A 15338-nucleotide genomic window follows, 5' to 3' on the forward strand; every position below is an offset into this window, starting at 1 on the left:
TCGCGCCGATGCAAGCCCTGCTCGACGCCATCGCCACGCTGGCCTTTCCCGCCGACGCCCAACGCCTCTTCCACGGCCGCGGCGGCCTGTTCCCCGGCTGCGAACACCTGGCGCTGGACGCCTACCCGCCCGTGCTGCTGCTGACCAGCTTCGAGCCGCTGGAGGGCGAGGCGCTCGCCGCCATCGGCGCGGCCCTCGCGGCGCGCTGGCCCGAGGCGCCCTGGGTCTACCAGTGGCGCCAGGAGGGTGGCCGCGTCGAGACCCGACCGATGGCCGGCACCGTGCCCGAGGCCCACGTCGTCAGCGAGGCGGGTGCGCACTACGGCGTGCACCTGTTGCGTGGCCAGAACCACGGCCTCTTCCTCGACATGGCCGAAGGCCGGCGCTGGGTGCGTGACCACGTCGAGCCGGGTGCCAAGGTGCTCAACCTCTTTGCCTACACCTGCGCCTTCTCGGTCGTCGCGCTGCAGGCCGGCGCGGCCGAGGTCGTCAACGTGGACATGAGCGACGGCGCGCTCGCCATTGGCCGTCGCAACCATGCGCTCAACGACGTGACGACCGGCGCCAGGTTCCTGGCCCACGACATCTTCAACTCCTGGGGCAAGCTGACGCGCGGCGGACCGTATGACCTCGTCATCTGCGACCCGCCGAGCTTCCAGAAGGGCAGCTTCGTCGCCACCAAGGACTATGCGCGGCTGGCGCGGCGGCTGGCGGATTTGCTGGTGCCGGGTGGGCAGGCGCTGCTGTGCCTGAACACGCCGAAGCTGGGGTTGGAGTTCCTGCGCGGTGTGATGGCGGAGAACGCGCCGGAGCTGGAGTTCGTGGAGCGGGTGGCCAACCCGGCGGCATTTGCGGACGTGTCGGAGGACAAGGGACTGAAGGTGCTGGTCTATCGCCAACACTGAGGGGCGGCGGAGCCTAAGAGCCCGTGAATGCCAAGGGCGCCGAGGGCGCAGCCAGTGGCCGGAGGCTCTTCTGCCACCAGCCCACGTCGTGCCAGGCCCCGTGCTTGAACCCGACGTTGCGATACACACCCAGCGCCTCGAAGCCCACGGCCTCGTGCAGTCCGACGCTGCCGGCATTCGGCAGCGCGATGCCGGCAAAGGCGTGGAAGTAGCCCAGCGCCGCCAACAGCGGCAGCAGCCGCTCGTACAGCGCCCGGCCGACTCCCTGGCCGCGCATGTCCTCCCGCACATAGACAGTCGTGTCGACCGACCACTGGTAGGCGGTGCGCTCGCGGTGCTTGCTCGCGTAGGCGTAGCCGCAGACACCACCGGCCGCATCCTCGCCCACCAGCCACGGCAGGCTCGCCAGCGTCTTCTCGATACGGGCGCGCATCTCGGCAGTGTCTGGCGGCTCGGTCTCGAACGAAATCGTCGTGTGCCGCACGACGGGGTCGTAAATGGCGGCAACGGCTACGGCGTCGGCCAGCGTTGCGGTGCGGATGTTCATGCGATGTCCTTCAAGGGTGACGATGCCGGGTCGACCTGCCCGCGCGCCGGCACGGGGATGAACAGAAGTGCCGCGAGCGCGCTCAGCGCGAGGCCGGCCGACACCCACAGCACCTGGGCGCCGAGCGCGGCCAGCAGCAAGCCAAACAACCATGGCGCCAGCGCCTGCGCCAGCCGCGCCGGCAGCATCAGCAGCCCCTGGCGATGTCCGTAGCCCGAGGGGCCGAACAGGGCCAGCGGCAGCGTGCCCTTGGCGATGGTCAAGATGCCATTGCCCGCGCCGTGCAGCAGCGCAAAGGCCGCCGCCAACGGCGCCCCGAACACGACGAGCAGCGTGGCGCCCAGCGGGTGCATCAGCGCGGCGACGCGCGCCGAATGCAGCGGATGCAGCCGCCGCAGGAAACCGAACTCCAGCAGCCGCCCGGCCACCTGCGCGGGGCCGACCAGCACGCCGATGGCGACGACAAGGCCTGGCGCCGTCCCCATCGCGGCGAGCAGGCCGGGCAGATGGGCCGCCATGGCCGTGCTGATGAACCAGGTCACGGCGAACACCCAGGCCAGCATGACCGCCGTCCGAAGAGGTGGCTCGGTTGACGGTTCGCCAGGGGCGGCCGGTGCGCCGCTCGCGGTGGCCAGCGGCATCGAAGCCGCCTTGGGCAGCCAGGCATTGAGCGGCAGTCCGATCAGCAGGTGCAGGGCCGCCCAGGTCCAGCACGCGCCGCGCCAACCCACGGCGTGCTCCAGCGCCGCGCTAAGTGGCCAGCCCACCGTGCTGGCGAAGCCGGCGATCAGCGTGATGCCGGTGATGGCGCTACGCGCCTCGTGCCCGTACAGCCGCACCAGCGACGCAAACGCCGCTTCATACAGGCCGCTGCCCATCGCCAGGCCCATGACCACCCAGGCCGCGAACAGGCCGAGCGGCCCGGTCGCCATGGCCATCAACGCCAGGCCCAGCGCGAAGATCACGCTGGTGGTCATGAGCACCGGCCGGCCGCCCCATCGGTCGATGCGCCGGCCGCTGTGCGGACCGATGAGCGCCGAAACCACCAGCGCCACGGAGAACGCTGCGAACACCGTGGGTGCCGACACTCCCAGGTCGCCCGCCATGGGCCGCGCCAGCATCGCCGGCAGGTAGTAGGACGAGGCCCAGGCCAGCGTCTGGGCCGTGCCCAGCGTGGCGACGACGCGGGTGCGGCTGGCCGGCATCGTCAGCCGCAGCAGCGCGAGGGCTTGGCAGCGGCTTCAGGCGCCGGCCTGGGCGCGCAACTGCTGGGTTCGCAGCCGCGTTTAGTCGCTGCTACGGCAACGGCTGCGGCCTCCGGGGCCGGCCCGCAGCAAGCCGTGGAAGCGCCGTCGACGGTCGGGTTCACCGAGCAGACGCCCGTCTCCGGCAGTTCCAGCTCCACGCGGTCCGCTGCCGCCAGGTCGCCAGCGATGGCCGCCACGACGGAGCGCGCCTGCTCGAAGCCCGTGGCCATCAGGAAGGTGGGCGCACGGCCGTAGCTCTTCACGCCCAGCGTGTAGAAGCCCGGCTCCGGGTGCGCCAGCTCACGGTGGCCATGCGGGCGCACCGTGCCACAGCTGTGCAGGTTGGGGTCGATCAGCGGGCCCAGCGCCTCGGTGGACTCCAGCCAGGGGTCCAGCTTCAGGCGCAGCTCGCTGGTGAGGGCGAGGTCGGGGCGCTGGCCGGTGGCGCAGATGATTTCGTCGATGCTCTCGACCACGACGGGGTGCTGCCTGGCGTCCAGCCCGATGAGGCGCAGCTGGCCGCCGACGCGTTCGATGCGCGTGACCCGCAGGCCGCTGAAGAACTCCAGCGCGCCACCATCGCGCAGCCGGCGCAGCGACGCGCCCAGCGCCCCGCGAGCCGGCAGCGCATCCGCGTCGCCGCCGCCGAACACCCGTTGCAAGGCCGGTGAGCGCACGGCCCAGGCCAGCTGTGTGCCCGGCGACTGCCTGGCCAGCTCGGCCAGCGCCAGCAGCGCGTTGGCGGCGGAGTGGCCAGCGCCCACGACCAGCGTGCGCCGGCCTTCGTAACGGCTGCGCAGCGCACCGGCCACGTCCGGGATGCCGTAGAAGATGCGGTCCTGCGCCTCGGCCTCACCGATGGCCTGCAGGCCGTTGGCGCCAACCGGGTTGGGCTGGTTCCAGGTGCCCGTGGCGTCGATGACGGCGCGGGCGCGCAGCTCGTGCATCTGGCCGTCCTGCTCATAGCGCACGAGGAAGGCGGCTTGCTCGCGGCCGGCGCTCTTCACCTTGTCGAAGCCTTCGCGTGTGACGGCCAGCACGCGGGCGCCGAGCTTGAGGGACGGCGCCACTTGAGCCAGCGCCGCGAACGGCTGCAGCACGCGCTTGACGATCTCGCCGGCGCGGGGCGGCTCGGCGGCCGGAGGTGCCGTCCAGCCGGTGGGCGCAAGCAGCCTTGCCATCGCATGGTCGACGTTGAACTGCCAGGGCGAGAACAGCTGGACGTGCCCGTAGTCGAGCAGGTTGGCGCCAACGCTGGCGCCGGCCTCTAGCGCGACGAAGGGCAGCCGGCGTTCGACGAGTTGTGCCACCGCTGCCAGACCCACAGGGCCGGTGCCCAGGACCGCGACGGGCAACGCAGCATCCGCCACCGGCGCCTCGCGCAGCGTCAGCGTCATCAGTGCGGCGCAGGCCGGGCAGGCGCCCTGGAACTCGGCCGAGGCCTTCAGCGCCTGGGGCGCGCCGTCGATCTGCATGCGCTTGAAGCCGTACTGCGCGAAATACTCCGGCGCCGTCACGGTGAGCAGGTACAGCGCCGCGATGTCGCGCGACCGCGCCTCCTGCAACAGCCGCTCGACGAGCAGCCGGCCTATGCCGTGCTTCTGAAGGCCCGGCGCGACGGCCACCGAGCGCAGCAGGGCCACGCTGCCGTAGATCTCGGCGCCAGCGCAGCCAACGACCTCGCCGTTGCTCGTGGCGAGCAGATAGGTGGCCAGGTGGCTTTGCGCGCCTTCGGTGGGCAGCTTGTTGGCCTGCAGCAGGGCTGCGACGGCGGGCCAGTCGGACGCGCCGGCCTGGCGCAGGGAAATGGCGGTAGCGGTGGTGTTCAGCAACATGGTTTGGAATCCCGAGGGGGCTCCCTCAAGGCCTGGGCTGGGGGTGGCAGGCAGCACATGGCGGCCGGGTCTTCGCGCAGGGCCTTCAGGAGCGTCAGCAAGGAGTTCTCGACGGCATCGCGTTCGCGGGCGCTCAGCGAGGCGAGCAGCGCGGCGGCGTGGTCATCGAGCGTCTGGTTCAGCTCAAGCACGGTGCGTTCGCCTTCGGCGGTGAGCGTGACGAGCCAGCTCCTTGCGTCTAGCGGGTTCGGCTCCTTGGTCACCAAGCCACGGGCTGCCATGGCCTCCACGGCACGCGACACCCAGCTCTTCTCCAGGCTGACCCGCGTGCCCAGCTCGGACAGCGGCAGCGGCCCGGAGCGGCCCAGCTCGGTCAGCAGGTGGCACTGCGTGCTGGTGGTGCGGCAGCAGTCGGCCACGACGCGCTGGGCACGGGTGTACATGCGGGCGACTTCGCGCAGCAGGCTGCCGGCCGTGGCTGCCGTGTCTGACTCGGGCATTTGGATGTGTGTAGCAACTATGTGGGTGCATGGTGGCGTTCACTGTCTTGGTTGTCAATAGCAACTACCTGAGCCAAAGAAACGGGGCCTGAGCCCCGCCCTGGCGCTGCTGTCTCAGATGGCGCGCTGGTTCACGCGTCGGGACAGCTCATCGGCGCTTTCCTTGCGCTCGCTGTAGCGGTCCACCAGGTAGGGCCCGCGGTCGCGGGTCAGCAGCGTGAACTTGAAGAGTTCTTCCATCACGTCCACCAGGCGGTCGTAGAAGGCCGAGGGCTTCATGCGGCCGTCGTCCGTGAACTCGGCAAAGGCCTTGGCCACGGAGGACTGGTTGGGGATGGTGAGCATGCGCATCCAGCGGCCCAGCACGCGCATCTGGTTGACGGCGTTGAAGGACTGCGAGCCTCCCGACACCTGCATGACGGCCAGCGTCTTGCCCTGCGTGGGCCGCACCGCGCCGGAGGACAGCGGAATCCAGTCGATCTGCGCCTTCATGATGCCGGTCATGGCGCCGTGCCGCTCCGGCGAGCACCAGACCATGCCTTCGGACCAGGCGGCCAGCTCGCGCAGCGCCTGCACCTTGGGGTGGCTGTCCGGCGCGTCGTCGGGCAGGGGCAGGCCGCTCGGGTTGAAGACGCGCACCTCCGCGCCCATGGCCTCCAGCAGGCGTGCCGCTTCAAACGTCATCAGCCGGCTGTAGGAGCGCTCGCGCAGCGAGCCGTACAGCAGCAGGAAGCGCGGCCGGTGCTGCGACGGCGCCGGTGCGGTCAGGCGTTCATGGGTCGGCACATCGAACAGGTCGGCTCGCAGCGCCGGAAACGTCGCATCGGGGAACAGCGGTTCAGACATGACGGGCTTCCCTTGCCGGCGTGCTCAGCAGCCGATGAACGCCGACGGCCAGCGCGGCGCCAGCCAGCTCGGCAAGCACGAAGCCTGGCGCGCTTGCCGGGGCGATGCCGGCGAAGCTGTCGCTGAACATGCGGCCGAACACGGCGGCCGGGTTGGCGAAGGAGGTGGACGCCGTGAACCAGTAGGCCGCGCCGATGTAGGCCGCCACCATGGCCGCCACGCGCGAGGGCGGTGCGCGCAGGATGACCAGCAGCAGCCCGAAGGTTGCCACGGCTTCCGCTATCCATTGGCCGGTGCCGCTGCGCAGCTTGGTCGAGAACTGCAGGATGCTCATGTCGAACATCGCATGCGCCAGCCAGGCGCCGAGCATGGCGCCGATGAGTTGCACGGCGACGTAGGGCAGCAACGCCGTCACCGGCAGCTCGCCCCGCCAGGCCATGACGGCGCTGACGGCGGGGTTGAAGTGGGCGCCGCTGACCGGGCCGAACACCTCGATCAGCACATAGAGGCCGCCGACCGTGGCCAGCGTGTTGGCCAGCAGCGCGATGGCGATATTGCCACCGGCCAGCCGCTCGGCCATGACGCCCGAGCCGATGACGACCGCCAGCAGCAGCGCGGTGCCCAGGCCTTCGGCGAGGAGCTTGCGGTGCAGGCTCATGCTCAGCTCTTCTGAATCTCGGCCAGCGCCTGCTGCAGCTCGGCCTTGCTCATGGTGGCAAGCGGCAGTTGCAGCAGCTGGAGCATGCGGTAGCCGATGGCCTGGCGGGTCAGCTCGAAGGCGCGGCGCTTGCCCTCGTCACCGCCTTCTGCATTCGACGGGTCCGGGTAGCCCCAGTGAACCTTGACCGGCTGGCCGCCATCGCCATTCGCGCCGAAGAAGACCGGGCATTGCTCGGCCGCCGCGCTGTCGCAGACCGTGATGACGATGGACAGCGGCGGTGCGCCGTCCTGGCTGAACCGGTCCCAGCTCTTGCTGAAGTAGCTGCTGGTGTCCACGCCGGCGTTGTTCAGCGCTTCAACGGCGAAGGGGTTGATGCGCCCGCTGGGTGCGCTGCCGGCGCTGTGCGCCTGCACGTCGCGGCCGAGCTTCTTCGCCCAGTGGTTGAGCATGCCCTCGCTGAGGACGCTGCGGGCGGAGTTGTGGGTGCAGAGGATGAGGACGTGGGTGGTCATGGCGGGGGTCAGCAGGCGCAGGAAGCCGGGCTGCTCGCCACGGCGCACGCAGCGCCCTGGCAGCAGTTCTGGGTGAGGTAGGCGAGCAGCGCGTTCATGTGCTCGTAGTGGGCGCGGTAGATGAGGTTGCGGCTGGCGCGCTCCTGGGTCACCAGGCCGGCGTTGACGAGTTCCTTCAGGTGAAAGGACAGCGTGGCCGGCGGCACGCCCAGGGCTTCCTGGATGGCGCCGGGTGTCAGGCCGGCCTCGCCCACTACCACGAGGGCGCGGAACACCTGCAGGCGCAGCGGCTGGGCCAGCGCGGCGAGGCCTTTGATGACGTCAGGTTCTTCCATAATTCGAGTTTGATGGAATCATTAAATAAATGCAAGCCCAGCGGAGGCGCCGTCAGCGCAGATTTTCGCAACCCTAACCTTGGCGAAAGACTGGCAACGAGCGGTCCGCCTAGCATCGCCCCCTTTCCCGCTCCCCGCCAAGCGCATGACATCGCTCTTCGGTCCGCAACGAGTGATGGCGCCGGCTCCCAGGCGGCGCGTGGTCGCGGCGTCGGCCGTCTGCTTGGGGCATGTGTTGCTGCTGCTGGCGGTCTGGCAGTCCAGGCAGGCCGCGACCGGTGAAGTCGAGGCGCTTCGATCGGTGCTGATCCTGCTGCCTGCGGAGCGCCGTGACCGCGCCGCCAGCAAGGCGGCCCCGCAGCTGCCCGCTCGCAGGCCCGTCGATGTCCCCAGCCTGCGCAGCGAACCGGCGCCGCCGGCCGAAACGATCCCCGGGGTGGCGGTGGCGGCCGTGCCGGGCGATGCGGCCGAGCCAGGGCAGGGCGCCACCGGCATCGCCATGCCCGGCCTCGCCGCTTCGGGGCCGTCCGCGCTGATGCTGAAGCCGCAGCGCGACGTGATGCTCGGCGCGCTGTCCAACCCCGCCGTCACCGACCCGCGCAGCAACTCGCCCAAGCCCACCTTTGAGGAGCGCTTCGCCATGGGCCTGGACCCCGAGCTGTGCGTCAAGCTGGAGCGCCTGCCCGACGGCAGCATCCGTCGCTCGATGGGGCGGATGGTCAGGGCCCAGTCGGCGATCCAGAACAGCCACGGCGCGGGGCCCCATGGGATCAAGGTCTGCAGCTAGGGACCCGACAGGCTCCCAGGCCAGCAGGAGCGGCCAGACTCGGGCATATTGCGGCCTCATGACTGACACCGCCCTTCCTACCCCCGCTCCCGCTGACGACCTGCCCGCCGTCGTCGAGGCCCTGCGCGGCGCGCGCAGGCGCTGGCGCGACGCGCACCGGCGCGGTGGCGACGGGCGCGAGCTGCCCTCGCGTGAGCTGCTGGCCGGGATGGTGCAGTGCCTGTCGGGCGCGCTCTTCCCCATGCGCCTGGGGCCGCCCACGCTGCGCCCGGAGAACGAGGATTTCTACGTCGGCCACACCCTCGGCGCGGCCATGGTGACGCTACGCCAGCAGGCCGCACTGGAGCTGCGCCATGACGCGCGCCAGCGCGGCGATGCCACACCGGCGGCGGATGCAGCCGAGCTGGCGGGGCGCTTCCTGCGCGCGCTGCCGGCCGTGCGCGAGCTGCTGGACAGCGACGTGCTCGCCGCCTACCAGGGCGACCCCGCCGCGCGCAGCGTTGACGAAGTGCTGCTGTGCTACCCCGGCGTGCGCGCCCTCATCAGCCACCGCCTGGCCCACCAGCTCTATGGCCTGGGGCTGCCGCTGATCGCGCGTGTCGTCGCCGAGCTGGCGCATGCCGAGACCGGCATCGACATCCACCCCGGCGCGACCATTGGCGCGGGCTGTTTCATCGACCATGGCACTGGCGTCGTCATCGGCGAGACGGCCGTGCTGGGCGAGCGCGTGCGCATCTACCAGAACGTGACGCTAGGCGCCAAGAGCTTTCCCACCGATGGCGACGGCAACGTGCTCAAGGGCCAGCCGCGCCACCCCATCGTCGAGGACGAGGCCGTCATCTACGCCGGCGCCACGGTGCTGGGCCGCATCACCATCGGCCGCGGCGCCGTCATCGGCGGCAATGTATGGCTCACGCGCAGCGTCGCGCCCGGCAGTGTCATCACGCAAGCCGACATGCAATCCCACGCTGGAGCACCCCAACCCGAATAAGCATCTGCGCAAAGCAGAGTTCACGGCGAGGCCCGCTCTGCCTAGAGTGGCAGGCAAATGACCCGCCTGCTCACCTTCCCCGACTCTCAGCATCAGGTCCTGTCCATCCGGGCCAAGGCGCTGGTGTTCGACGACCCCGCCTCGCGCGCGCTGCTGGCCCAGGCCGAGCGTGTCGCGGCCAGTGACGCAACCGTCCTCATCGTTGGCGAGACCGGCACCGGCAAGGAGCTGATCGCCCGCCACATCCACCATTGCAGCGGCCGGCGCGGCCCCTTCCTGGCCGTCAACTGCGGCGCCTTCACCGAGCAGCTCGTCGAGGCTGAACTCTTCGGCCACGAGGCCGGCGCGTACACCGGCGCCACCAGCGCCCGCGCCGGCTGGTTCGAGGCCGCGGCCGACGGCACGCTCTTCCTCGACGAAGTGGGCGACCTCCCGCCCGCCGTGCAGGTCAAGCTGTTGCGCGTGCTGCAGGAGCGCCAGGTGGTGCGCATTGGCTCGCGCAAGGCCATCGACGTGCGCGTGCGCCTGGTCGCCGCCACCAACGTGCGGCTGGAGCAGGCCGTCGCCGCCGGCCACTTCCGCGCCGACCTCTACTACCGCCTCAGCGTTGCCACGCTGCAGCTCGCGCCGCTGGCGCAGCGGCCGGGCGACATCCTGGCGCTGGCCGAGCACTTCATCGGCGTCTACAGCAAGCGCCTGGGCCTGAACGACGTGCACCTGGCGCCTGACGCCCGTGATGCGCTGCTGGGCTATGCCTGGCCCGGCAATATCCGCGAGCTGGAAAACGTCATCCACTACGCCCTCATCATCTGCCGCGACGAGCGAATCGTGCGCGAAGACCTGCAGCTGCACGCCGTCGCGCGGCCGCATCAAACGCCGGCCGCGGCGCCTGCGGTGGTGGATGAGGAGGAAGTGCTGGAGCGCGTCTTCGAGCGCCTCTTCGACGAGGCGCCGCAGGCCCTGCATGCGCGCGTCGAAACCGCGCTCATTCGCGCCGCCTACCGCCACTGCCACCACAACCAGGTGCACACCGCAGCACTCTTGGGCATCACCCGCAATGTGCTGCGCACCCACTTGAAGCGGCTGGACATGCTGCCGCCGGCGCGCCTGGGCGGCGTGCAGCAGCTGGTGCACGAGCCTAACCACCAGGGCGAGCGCATCCACGCTGCAGCCTGAGCGCTCGCTGGCGGACTGTTCCTCTGCGGACAGTGCCCTAAATAAGTAAACGCGAAAAGCTTAGTTCTTGCGCCGGCAGGGGCTGCGCACACTGACCCGGTTCCTCAGATTTCCTTCACCACACCGATGAACTCCACCACCTTTGCCCGCCGCGCCGCTGCGTCGCTCGCCCTGACCTTCATCGCCACTGCCGCGCAGGCCCAAGGCGGCGGAGACAACCCCTACGGCCTCGCCTCCGTCTGGACGAACAGCGACGCCGTCACCAAGGCCGTGCTCTTCACCCTCATCGCCATGAGCGCGGGCAGCTGGTACGTCATCATCACCAAGCTGCTGCAGCAGGCCCGCCTCGGCGCCCAGTCGCGCGCCGCGCAGAAGGATTTCTGGAATGCCGGTACCGTCAAGGCGGGCGCCGAGAAGCTGTCGCCCAAGAGCCCCTACCGCTACATCGCCGAGGCCAGCCTGGAGGCCACGCAGCGCCACCACGGCCTGCGCGCCAAGGTCGACTTTGCCGACTGGGTGGACCTCTCCCTGCACCGCGCCACCGAGCGCGTGCAGCGCCAGCTCTCCACCGGCCTGAGCCTGCTGGCCACGGTCGGCTCCACCTCGCCCTTCGTCGGCCTGCTGGGCACGGTCTGGGGCATCTATCACGCGCTGACGGCCATCGGCGTGGCCGGCCAGGCCTCCATCGACAAGGTCGCCGGCCCGGTGGGTGAGGCGCTGATCATGACGGCCATCGGCCTGTTCGTCGCCGTGCCCGCCGTGCTGGGCTACAACGCGCTGCTGCGCCGCAACGCCCTGGTGCTGGACGACGTGCGCGACTTCTCCGGCGAGCTGCACTCCGTCCTGCTGGGCTCGGGCTCGGGCCATGAAGAGCACGCCGCCGAGCAGCCGCAGCATGCTGCCGGCTTGACGCCTGCCCTCGCCTGAACGCGCCATGGCCATCCAGATCGCTCAGGGAGCCGACGAGGCGGTCTCCTCCATCAACACGACGCCGCTCGTCGACGTCATGCTGGTGTTGCTCATCATCTTCCTCATCACCATCCCGGTCGTGAACTTCTCGGTGCCGGTGGAGCTGCCGCACCAGCGCAACGAAGTGCGCGAGAGCCAGCCCAAGGACATCGTCATCACGGTGTCCCGCGAGGGCAAGCTCTACTGGTTCGACGCGCCCGTGGCCAACAAGGACGCCCTCTTCGAGCGGCTCAAAGGCATCGCCCAGCAGCAGCCCCAGCCCGAGGTTCACATCCGCGGTGACGCCGGCAGTGACTACGCCCCCATCGGCCGTGTGCTGCTGGCCGCCCAGCGCGCCGGCATCGCCAAGGTCGGCTTCATCACCGAACCGCCGGCCCGTTCGCTATGAGCGCCGGCCCCCTGCGCAAGGCGGCCCGCGCGCGCCGCCAGATCACGTCGGCCCTGCCCGTGCCCGACATCAACACCACGCCGCTGATCGACGTGATGCTGGTGYTGCTGGTGATGCTCATCATCACCATCCCGGTGCAGCTGCACAGCGTCAACCTCAACCTGCCCATCGCGCCGCCCAGCGCGCCGCCGCCGACCCCACCGGAGGTTGTGCGCCTGGACATCGCGCCCGGCGACATCGTGCTGTGGAACGGCGAGGCCGTGGCCGATGAAGCCACGCTGCGCCAGCGCCTGACGGCGGCCGGCAAGCAGGAGACACAGCCCGAGGTGCATGTGCGCCCGCAGCCCGGCGCCAAGTACGACCGCTTCGCCCTCGTCATGACGGCCGTTCATCAGGCCGGGCTGAGCAAGCTCGGCGTGACCGGCAGCGAGCAGTTTCTCGACGATCAGTAGGAGAGATCCATGAGTGCAGTTCTCTTGCCCGGCGGTTTGACGCTGGACGACTCCCGCCCCGCGCCGCGCCGCCTGGTGACGCCGCCGGCCCCGCTGGCCCTGTCCACCGCCGCGCCGCTGCGCTCGCAGCTCAAGCCACCTGCCAGCGCCAACCGCGGCACCGGCATCGCCGTCGTCGTCGGCCTGCACCTGGTGCTGGGCTATGCACTGACCACGGGCCTCGCGTCCAAGGCCGTCGAGGCCATCAAGAAGCCCATCGAGATGGCGCTGCTGCCCGAGGTGCTGCCGCCTCCGCCACCCCCGCCGCCGCCGCCCAAGGTCGTCAAGATCGAGCCGGTGCAGAAGGTGGTGCCGCCGCCTTCCTATGTGCCGCCGCCGGAGATCGTGCCCATCGTCGCGCCGCCGCCGCCCATCCAGGTCGTGCAGGCCACGGTGCCGAAGGAGCCGGTCGTCGTGGCCGCCGCGCCTGCACCGGTGCCCGTGCCGGCGCCGCCTGCCGCACCGCCCGTCATCAAGCGCGAGATCAGCCTCGCCTGCCCCGGCTACGAGGCTGTGCTGGCCACCGCGCTGGAAGAGGCCATCGACCGCGTGGGCCTCAAGGGCACCGTGCAGACGCTGATCAAGATCCGCGGCAACCAGGTCATCGACGTCGCAACGCTGACCGGCCCCAAGGAGTACCACAAGTACGTGCAGGCAGCGGTCAAGCGCATGCGCTGCACGGCGGGTGGCGCCGATGAAGTGCAGGTCTCTCTGCCGGTGATCTTCTCGTGACGCCATCGGCCACGGCAGCCATTGGCCTACGCATCGCCTTCATGCTTGTGAGCGATTGAGAGGCCGCCTTGCGCGTCTGGAAGCCATGCCGCGCCCTCCTCGCCGCTGGCATCCAAGAAGCCAACGCCGTGCTTCGCCGCCAGTCGGAAGCAAGTTTCATATGCGGGTTCAGCTATTGACCACCTGAAGGCCACATAGATGAGGTGCCGATCGACGCTGTAGTCTGACGTGTTGCACGATTCGTCGTGCGGATTCAACGGTTTGGCGTATGGGCCATTCATCGCGGGGAAGGCGTCAATCATTTCCAAAAACCAGGCACGCAACGCTGGTGTCGTAATTTCGGGATTGTTGTACTCATGAGCTTCGTCCCACTCGGTAATCGCGTCGTACCACTCGTCAAACTCGGCGCGTGTGCGAGGAGCTGCTTCAGGATCAAAGACGGCGAGGTCGTAGCTCAAGGATTCCTCCGCGGATGAAGCGGTCTGTCGTGTAGTGGGTGAATTACTAGCAATTTCCGATCATCATTTGAGCATGTGGCCGTGTCACTCTGTCACCGCAATCAGGCGTGTTTCCCGCCGATCGCCGTCGACTTGACCTGCCGGAACTCGACCACGGCGTCGTCCAGATCCCAGCGCTCCACCACGCCGCTCCCCGCCGGGCCAGTTCGGATCACATTGACCGAGTTGCTGATGCCGCCGCGCACGCGATTGCTCAGCGCGGTGCCGGCCTGCACGGCGCACACCGGGCGCGGCAGGCCTGGCAGCGGCAGCACATAGGGCAGGTGGATGTGGCCGCCCAGCACCGCGTCGGCGCCCGCCTCGGCCCAGCGGTGCACGGCGCGCTCGTGGCCGCGCAGCAGGTTCTTGACGTCGATCTCCTTCGTCACGCCCACCGGCTGATGGACGGCGACGAGGCGCAGCTGCTGCGGCCCGGCGCGGGCCAGGCGTTCGGCAACGCGGTCGATCTGCGCGTCGGACACCTCGCCGTTTTTGTGCCGCCAGCGTCGTGTCGTGTTGATCGCGACCACCAGCAGGTCGTCGCGTTCGAACTCGCCTTCCAGTGCCGGGCCGAACGCGCGGGCGTAGCGGCCGTAGGGCTTGAATGCGCGGGCGAAGAGGTCGAGCAGCGGGATGTCGTGGTTGCCCGGAATAGTCAGCTGCACCGGCACACCGAGCGTGTCGAAGAAGGCCTTGGCGCGCGCGAACTCGGCGGGGCGGGCGCGCTGTGTGATGTCGCCGGTGACGAGCAGCAGGTCGGGGCGCAATTCGTGGCAGAAGCGCTCCAGCGCCGCCACGGCAACCGGCCGCTCGGTGCCGAAGTGAGGGTCGGAGACCTGCAGGACGACCGTCATGCGCCTGCGCCCTGGGCTGCACCCTGGGCCTCCCGCCGCTCCCGCGCCAGCCCGCGCGGGCGGATCAGCATCAGCGGTTGCGGCGCCACCTCGAAGCGCAGCGGCAGCGGCAGCCACAGCACCTCGCCGTCGGTGGCGACCTTGATGCGCTTCGCGCCCAGGGCGCGGGCGTTCACGGTCAGGCGGCGGAAGGCGAAGTTCTGCACCTCGCTGGCCTCGCCGAGGTGGCCGAAGGCGCCGCGCGCCAGCAGCGCCAGCAAGGCCAGGCGCCCGACGGGCTTGAGCGTGATGCCGGCCAGGCAGCCTGCGTCGATGGCGCGCGCCTCGGGCAGGCCGACCTGCTCCATCTGCAGCGCGTTGTTGCCGACAAAGAGCGTCGGCGTGCGGACCTGGCGCGACTGGCCGCCATATTCGACGGTCAGCCGCAGGCTGCGGTGGCCGCGCAGCAGCGTGGCGATGCCCGCGCCGAACGCGACCAGCCGGTTGCGCCCGAACTGCTGCTTCCAGGCCTCGCGGTCCTCCAGTATTTGCGGGTAGAGACCCAGGCTGGCGTTGACGAGGAAGACGCGCCCATTGAGCAGGCCGACCTGCACGGGCACGGCGGTTTCGGTCAGCAGCGCGCGCAGCGCGGCATCCAGCTCGGTCGGAATGCCGTGGGTGCGGGCAAAGTAGTTGAAGGTGCCGCGCGGCAGCACGCCGAAGCTGCAGCCGCTGCCGAGCACGGCCTGGGCGACGCCATTGATGGTGCCGTCGCCGCCGGCGGCCACGACGATGCCATCGGCCTCGCGGGCGCGACGGACCGCCTGGCCGGCGATCTCTGCCAGGCGCCCGGGTTGCTCGACGGGAAAGAGCTCGCAGCGGCGGCCCGCTGCGGCGCAGGCCGCCTCGACAGCCGGCCCGACCTCGTCGCGGTCGCCGTGCCCCGAGGCGCGGTTGAACACGACGAACAGGGGCTGAGCGTGGGCGCGTGCGGGCATGGCGCAACCATAGCCGCCCGGCCCGCCCGCCCCGTCATGCCGCCGCACAACGCGCGCTTGTCTGACAGGCGCGGTGATGATGGCCGCC

Annotated in this window: 19 protein-coding genes; 8 read left to right on the top strand and 11 right to left on the bottom strand. The window is 70.2% G+C overall.

Translation table 11 applies throughout. The features are described 5' to 3' along the window. Positions 1–8 precede the first annotated feature (8 nt). Positions 9–905 carry a class I SAM-dependent methyltransferase gene (locus tag ACXRVZ_RS07110; protein WP_457420429.1) on the top strand — a complete coding sequence of 299 codons (897 nt, stop codon included), beginning with the start codon at positions 9–11 and terminating at the stop codon, positions 903–905. 13 nt (positions 906–918) lie between these two features. On the opposite strand, the gene ACXRVZ_RS07115 is transcribed toward ACXRVZ_RS07110, so the two are convergent. From ACXRVZ_RS07115 to ACXRVZ_RS07150, 8 genes are all read right to left on the bottom strand, one after another. Beyond that, positions 919–1452 (bottom strand): arsinothricin resistance N-acetyltransferase ArsN1 family B, encoded by a 534-nt coding sequence (locus ACXRVZ_RS07115; RefSeq protein ID WP_457420431.1) that lies wholly within the window; start codon positions 1450–1452, stop codon positions 919–921. Further along, entirely contained in the window at positions 1449–2657 is a 1209-nt protein-coding gene (locus tag ACXRVZ_RS07120) for an MFS transporter (protein ID WP_458232275.1), read from the bottom strand. Before ACXRVZ_RS07120 ends, ACXRVZ_RS07115 begins: the two co-directional genes overlap by 4 nt. 2 nt (positions 2658–2659) lie before the next feature. Beyond that, the gene (gene arsN2 / locus ACXRVZ_RS07125; RefSeq protein WP_457420435.1) at positions 2660–4534 is read right to left on the bottom strand and encodes an arsenic resistance N-acetyltransferase ArsN2; all 1875 of its coding nucleotides are present in this window, start codon (positions 4532–4534) and stop codon (positions 2660–2662) included. Continuing rightward, the gene (locus ACXRVZ_RS07130; protein ID WP_457420437.1) at positions 4525–5034 is read right to left on the bottom strand and encodes a MarR family winged helix-turn-helix transcriptional regulator; all 510 of its coding nucleotides are present in this window, start codon (positions 5032–5034) and stop codon (positions 4525–4527) included. The genes arsN2 and ACXRVZ_RS07130 overlap by 10 nt, the downstream gene beginning before the upstream one ends. 114 nt (positions 5035–5148) lie before the next feature. Further along, positions 5149–5880 carry an arsenical resistance protein ArsH gene (gene arsH, locus ACXRVZ_RS07135; protein WP_457420439.1) on the bottom strand — a complete coding sequence of 244 codons (732 nt, stop codon included), beginning with the start codon at positions 5878–5880 and terminating at the stop codon, positions 5149–5151. After that, entirely contained in the window at positions 5873–6538 is a 666-nt protein-coding gene (locus ACXRVZ_RS07140; RefSeq protein WP_457420441.1) for an aquaporin, read from the bottom strand. Before ACXRVZ_RS07140 ends, arsH begins: the two co-directional genes overlap by 8 nt. 2 nt (positions 6539–6540) lie before the next feature. Then, positions 6541–7053: an arsenate reductase ArsC gene (locus ACXRVZ_RS07145; RefSeq protein WP_457420443.1), complete on the bottom strand. Its 513-nt coding sequence runs from the start codon at positions 7051–7053 to the stop codon at positions 6541–6543. An 8-nt stretch (positions 7054–7061) separates the two neighbouring features. Then, complete coding sequence (locus ACXRVZ_RS07150) at positions 7062–7388, bottom strand: ArsR/SmtB family transcription factor (RefSeq protein WP_457420445.1); 327 nt, start codon at positions 7386–7388, stop codon at positions 7062–7064. Positions 7389–7533: 145 nt separating this feature from the next. On the opposite strand from ACXRVZ_RS07150, the gene ACXRVZ_RS07155 reads away from it, so the two are divergent. From ACXRVZ_RS07155 to ACXRVZ_RS07185, 7 genes are all read left to right on the top strand, one after another. Next, a complete protein-coding gene (locus ACXRVZ_RS07155; protein ID WP_457420447.1) occupies positions 7534–8175 on the top strand; it encodes a hypothetical protein in 642 nt (213 codons plus the stop codon). Between the two features lie 58 nt (positions 8176–8233). Then, positions 8234–9166 carry a serine O-acetyltransferase EpsC gene (gene epsC / locus ACXRVZ_RS07160; RefSeq protein WP_457420449.1) on the top strand — a complete coding sequence of 311 codons (933 nt, stop codon included), beginning with the start codon at positions 8234–8236 and terminating at the stop codon, positions 9164–9166. A 57-nt stretch (positions 9167–9223) separates the two neighbouring features. Then, on the top strand, positions 9224–10342 hold the full coding sequence (locus ACXRVZ_RS07165) for a sigma-54 interaction domain-containing protein (protein ID WP_457420451.1): 1119 nt from the start codon (positions 9224–9226) through the stop codon (positions 10340–10342). Positions 10343–10468: 126 nt separating this feature from the next. Then, on the top strand, positions 10469–11269 hold the full coding sequence (locus tag ACXRVZ_RS07170) for a MotA/TolQ/ExbB proton channel family protein (protein ID WP_457420453.1): 801 nt from the start codon (positions 10469–10471) through the stop codon (positions 11267–11269). Positions 11270–11276: 7 nt separating this feature from the next. After that, positions 11277–11699, top strand: a complete 423-nt coding sequence (locus ACXRVZ_RS07175; RefSeq protein ID WP_457420455.1) for an ExbD/TolR family protein — start codon at positions 11277–11279, stop codon at positions 11697–11699. Further along, positions 11696–12151 carry an ExbD/TolR family protein gene (locus ACXRVZ_RS07180; RefSeq protein ID WP_457420457.1) on the top strand — a complete coding sequence of 152 codons (456 nt, stop codon included), beginning with the start codon at positions 11696–11698 and terminating at the stop codon, positions 12149–12151. The genes ACXRVZ_RS07175 and ACXRVZ_RS07180 overlap by 4 nt, the downstream gene beginning before the upstream one ends. 9 nt (positions 12152–12160) lie before the next feature. Further along, on the top strand, positions 12161–12922 hold the full coding sequence (locus ACXRVZ_RS07185; RefSeq protein WP_457420459.1) for a hypothetical protein: 762 nt from the start codon (positions 12161–12163) through the stop codon (positions 12920–12922). Positions 12923–12948: 26 nt separating this feature from the next. On the opposite strand, the gene ACXRVZ_RS07190 is transcribed toward ACXRVZ_RS07185, so the two are convergent. From ACXRVZ_RS07190 to ACXRVZ_RS07200, 3 genes are all read right to left on the bottom strand, one after another. Next, positions 12949–13380 (bottom strand): hypothetical protein, encoded by a 432-nt coding sequence (locus ACXRVZ_RS07190; RefSeq protein WP_457420461.1) that lies wholly within the window; start codon positions 13378–13380, stop codon positions 12949–12951. Between the two features lie 101 nt (positions 13381–13481). Continuing rightward, positions 13482–14273, bottom strand: coding sequence for a metallophosphoesterase family protein (locus tag ACXRVZ_RS07195; protein ID WP_457420463.1), 792 nt, complete (start codon positions 14271–14273; stop codon positions 13482–13484). Next, positions 14270–15250, bottom strand: coding sequence for a diacylglycerol/lipid kinase family protein (locus tag ACXRVZ_RS07200; protein ID WP_457420465.1), 981 nt, complete (start codon positions 15248–15250; stop codon positions 14270–14272). Before ACXRVZ_RS07200 ends, ACXRVZ_RS07195 begins: the two co-directional genes overlap by 4 nt. Positions 15251–15338: the final 88 nt, after the last annotated feature.

The sequence above is a fragment of the Roseateles sp. P5_E8 genome, from assembly GCF_054177665.1.